This is a genomic window from Roseateles sp. (assembly GCF_036486225.1).
GTDB lineage: Bacteria > Pseudomonadota > Gammaproteobacteria > Burkholderiales > Burkholderiaceae_C > Roseateles.
In genome coordinates, this window is the sequence record NZ_DASVNZ010000140.1 from 1 (window position 1) to 3,628 (window position 3,628).

3 protein-coding genes are annotated in these 3,628 nt (G+C 70.9%); all 3 read right to left on the reverse strand.

Features of this window, described 5'->3' with window-relative positions; translation table 11 throughout:
- Positions 1 to 1,638 (reverse strand): molybdopterin-dependent oxidoreductase (locus VF536_RS09710; RefSeq protein WP_331614639.1); only part of this gene is annotated, 1,638 nt, incomplete at its 3' end.
- Between the two features lie 82 nt (positions 1,639 to 1,720).
- Entirely contained in the window at positions 1,721 to 2,482 is a 762-nt protein-coding gene (locus VF536_RS09715; RefSeq protein ID WP_331614640.1) for a LytTR family DNA-binding domain-containing protein, read from the reverse strand.
- Positions 2,479 to 3,628: histidine kinase (locus VF536_RS09720; RefSeq protein WP_331614641.1), on the reverse strand; the 1,150-nt coding region annotated here is incomplete at its 5' end. The genes VF536_RS09720 and VF536_RS09715, both read right to left, overlap by 4 nt.

Consider the following 3,628-nt stretch of genomic DNA (forward strand, 5'->3'; position numbering starts at 1 on the left):
GAAGATGGCCTCGGCGTGGTCACCGGTCTGGCGCTTGAGCTCGGCGCGCAGCGCGGCGTCGTCGAAGGCCTGCAGGTCCGCGTCGGCCGGCTGTCCGGCGACGATCGCGGCCAATCGCAAGAGCGTCTGCCATTCGGCGCGCGTCTCGGGAGTCGCAGGCACGACTGGACCGGACCAGCGCGCGTGATTGCGCCAGGACAACTGCGCGAACACCATGTCGTAGTGCCAGTCCTCCAGCGGGGACGGCGGCGGCAGGATCAGGTCGGCATGGCGGCTGGTCTCGTTGATGTACGGGTCCAGGCTGACCATGAAATCCAGGCCGTCGAGGGCCCGCGCCAGCCGCGCGCCGTTCGGCGAGGACAGCACCGGGTTGCAGGCCACCGTGATCAGCGCGTGCACCTGGCCCTGGCCGGGGGTCTCGATCTCCTCGGCCAGGCAACTGAGCGGGAACTCGCCCATGACCTCGGGTGCCTTGCCGACACGGCTCTGGCGGCGACCGGTCGCGACACCTTTGCCCTGGCCCGGCCGGCCCATCGTGTTGGCGGCGAAGGCCGCCGCCTTCGGGAACATCAGGCCGCCTTCGGTGTCGAAGTGGCCGGTGACGATGTTGAGCGCGTCGATCAGCCAGCTGTTCAGCGAACCGAAGCGTTGGGTGCAGGTGCCGAAGCGGCCGTAGAGCACGGCCTTCGGTGTCGTGGCGAACTCGCGCGCGAGCCGCCGCTGCGCGTCCGCGGGGATGCCGCAGTGCGCCGCGCCGCGTTCGGGCGGGAAGTCGGCGACGGCGGCGCGCAGCGCGTCCAGGCCCTCGACGTGATCGGACATGCGGCCGAGATTCACGAGCCCCTCCTCGAACACCGTGTGCAGCAGGCCCAGCAGCAGGAAGACGTCGCCGCCGGGGCGGATCGCGAGGTGCTCGTCGGCGGCCTGCGCGGTCTCGGTGCGGCGCGGGTCGATGACGATGATCCGGCCGCCGCGCGCGCGCATCGCCTTGGCCTTGCCGCGGTAGTCGGGGCTGGTCCACAGGCTGCCGTTGCTGACCATCGGATTGGCGCCGAGGCAGATGAACAGGTCGGTGCGCGGCAGGTCCGGCACCGGGACGCTGAGCCAGTGGCCGTACATCAGCCCGCAGGCCAGCTGCTTGGGCATCTGGTCCAGCGTCGAGGCGGAGAACAGGTTGCGGGTGCCCAGCGCGCGCGCCAGGTGCGGGAAGTAGCTGAACAGGCCGATCTTGTGCGAGGCCGGATTGCCGATCGTCAGCGCGACGGCGTCGGCGCCGAACTGCTCGCGCAGCGGGGGCAGGCGTTGCGCGATCTCTTCGAAGGCGTCATCCCAGCTGACCGGATCGAAGCCGGAGCGGTCCGCCCGGCGGCGCATCGGCTGGCGCAGGCGGTCGGGGTCTTCATGCAGGTCCTTCAGCGCGAAGCCCTTGGGGCAGAGATAGCCGTTGCTGAAGGGGTCCGCGTCGTTGCCGCGGATGGAGACGATGGAGGTGCCTTCGGCGGAGCTGCGGGTGCGGATCTCAAGCCCGCAGCAGGCTTCGCAGAGCGGGCAGATGCGGGTGTGCGTGTGTTCGGTGCCAGTGGCGTTGGCAGTGGCGCTGGCAGTGGCGTTGGCAGTGGCGGCGGCGGCTATGGCCATGGCTGTCTCCCGTCGTTTGTGGACGATTGTGGGAGCGGCTCAGTGCCCGCGAGGTCATGTGCGCGACAGGCGCCGTTGCAGGCTACATCTGCCGGAACAGGTGGGTGTAGCTCTCCGCGACGATGAGCGCGTCCTCGCTCTCCTTGAGCTTGACCTGCATGCGGCCGCGGAAGTCGCGCGAGACGCCGGCGACCGCCGCCGCGTTGACCAGCGTGGAGCGGTGGATCTGCCAGAACTGCTGCGGATCGAGTTCCTCCACCAGCTCCTTGAGCGGCTTGCGGATCAGCGCCTCGCCCTGGCGCGTGGCGACGCGGGTGTACTTGGTGTCGGACTGGAAGTACAGCACCTCGTCGACGGTGATCAGCTTGAGCGTCTGCCCGATCGACGCGTTGATCCAGCGCAGATACTGCCGCTTGGTGGTCGCGCCCGCCTGCGCGCCGAGCTGGCTCAGCACTGCGCTCAGGTCGGCGGGCGGACCCGCCAGGCGCTGCTTGATGCGCTGGATCGCGGTGAACAGCCGCGCGGGTTCGAGCGGCTTGAGCAGGTAGTCCACCGCGCCCTCGTCGAAGGCGGCGACGGCGTACTGGTCGTAGGCGGTGACGAACACGACGTGCGACCGCCCCTGCACCTGGCGCGCCACGTCCAGGCCGGTGGCGCCCGGCATCTCGATGTCGAGGAACAGCACGTCGGGCTTGACCTCGTGCAGCAGGCGCAGCGCCTGCACGCCGTCGGCGGCCTCGCCGAGGATGTCCAGTTCCGGCCAGAGCTGCGACAGCCGCTCGACGAGTTCATGGCGCAGCGTGGCCTCGTCTTCGGCGACGACGGCGGTCGGGTGGGGGGTCATGCGGGCAGCTCCAGCGTGAATTCAGTGTCGTCGGCGTTGCTGCGGCACTGCAGCCGCGGCGCGGCGGTCCCGGGCGCGCGTTCGAGGCGCTCCAGCCGTTCGCCGAGCGCGTGCAGCGCCGATTCTTCGCCGCCCAGCCCGCCGCGGTCGAACGACAGACGCAGTCGCAAACCGCCGCCGGGCAACTCCTGGGCGCTCAACCGGGCCTGCGACGGCAGCCGCGCGGTGTCGCGCAGCATCAGCTGCGCCAGCGGCAGCAGCAGCATCGGCGGCACCGGCCGTGTGGCGAGCCACGCCGACCAGTCGGTCGACAGGCTCAGTTGCCGGCGATGGCGTCCCGCGACCACGGCGAGGTAGCTGTCCAGCAGCGCCGCTTCCGAGGCCAGCGTCACGCCGCGCTCGCGCAGTCGCGGCAGGGCCACGCGCAGGTGCCGGATCAGACGTTCCATCTGATCGGGCGCCTCGTGGTCGGCGCGGTCGTAGGCGCGTTCGATGTCCACCAGCGTGTCGAACAGGAACTGCGGTTCCACCTGGGCCTGCAGCGCCGCCAGCCGCGCGGCCACGGCGTCGCGCTGCATGGCGCTCTGCTCGCGGAGCAGGGCTTCCACCTTCGCGCGCGTGCGGCGGCGGCGCATCGCCATCTCGTACCAGGCCACGGACAGGCTGGCGGTGACGCAGATCGACAGACAGTCCCCGATGAAGTTGACCCAGCCGAGCGGACGGCAAGGCGCCTCGCACTTGCGGTCGCGCGCGAGTTCGGCGATGGAGGGCAGGTGGAGCAGCGGCATGAGCTGGTCGTAGACCAGCTTGGCCAGCACGGCACCGAGCACCACGGCCGCGGCCAGCCGCGCGACGCGCCAGCGGTTCTCCGGCGCGCTGCGCGAGGCGGGCAGCCAGGTCGACAGCAGCACCAGGGACACCATCAGCGGCGTGAGCATCTGGTTGGCCAGCGCGAACGGCCAGCGTGCGTCGTCCATCACGTAGAAGATCGACGATGCGTCCACCAGTCCGTAGAAGACGCCGATCAGCACGAACCAGGCCAGCTCCTCGCGGCGCAGCGAGCGCCACGAGTGCCAGAGGTGGGGCAGCCAGGTCGCCGCGCTCATGACGCCGCCCCGGCCGTGGCCGCGGCTGCGGCGCTTGCAG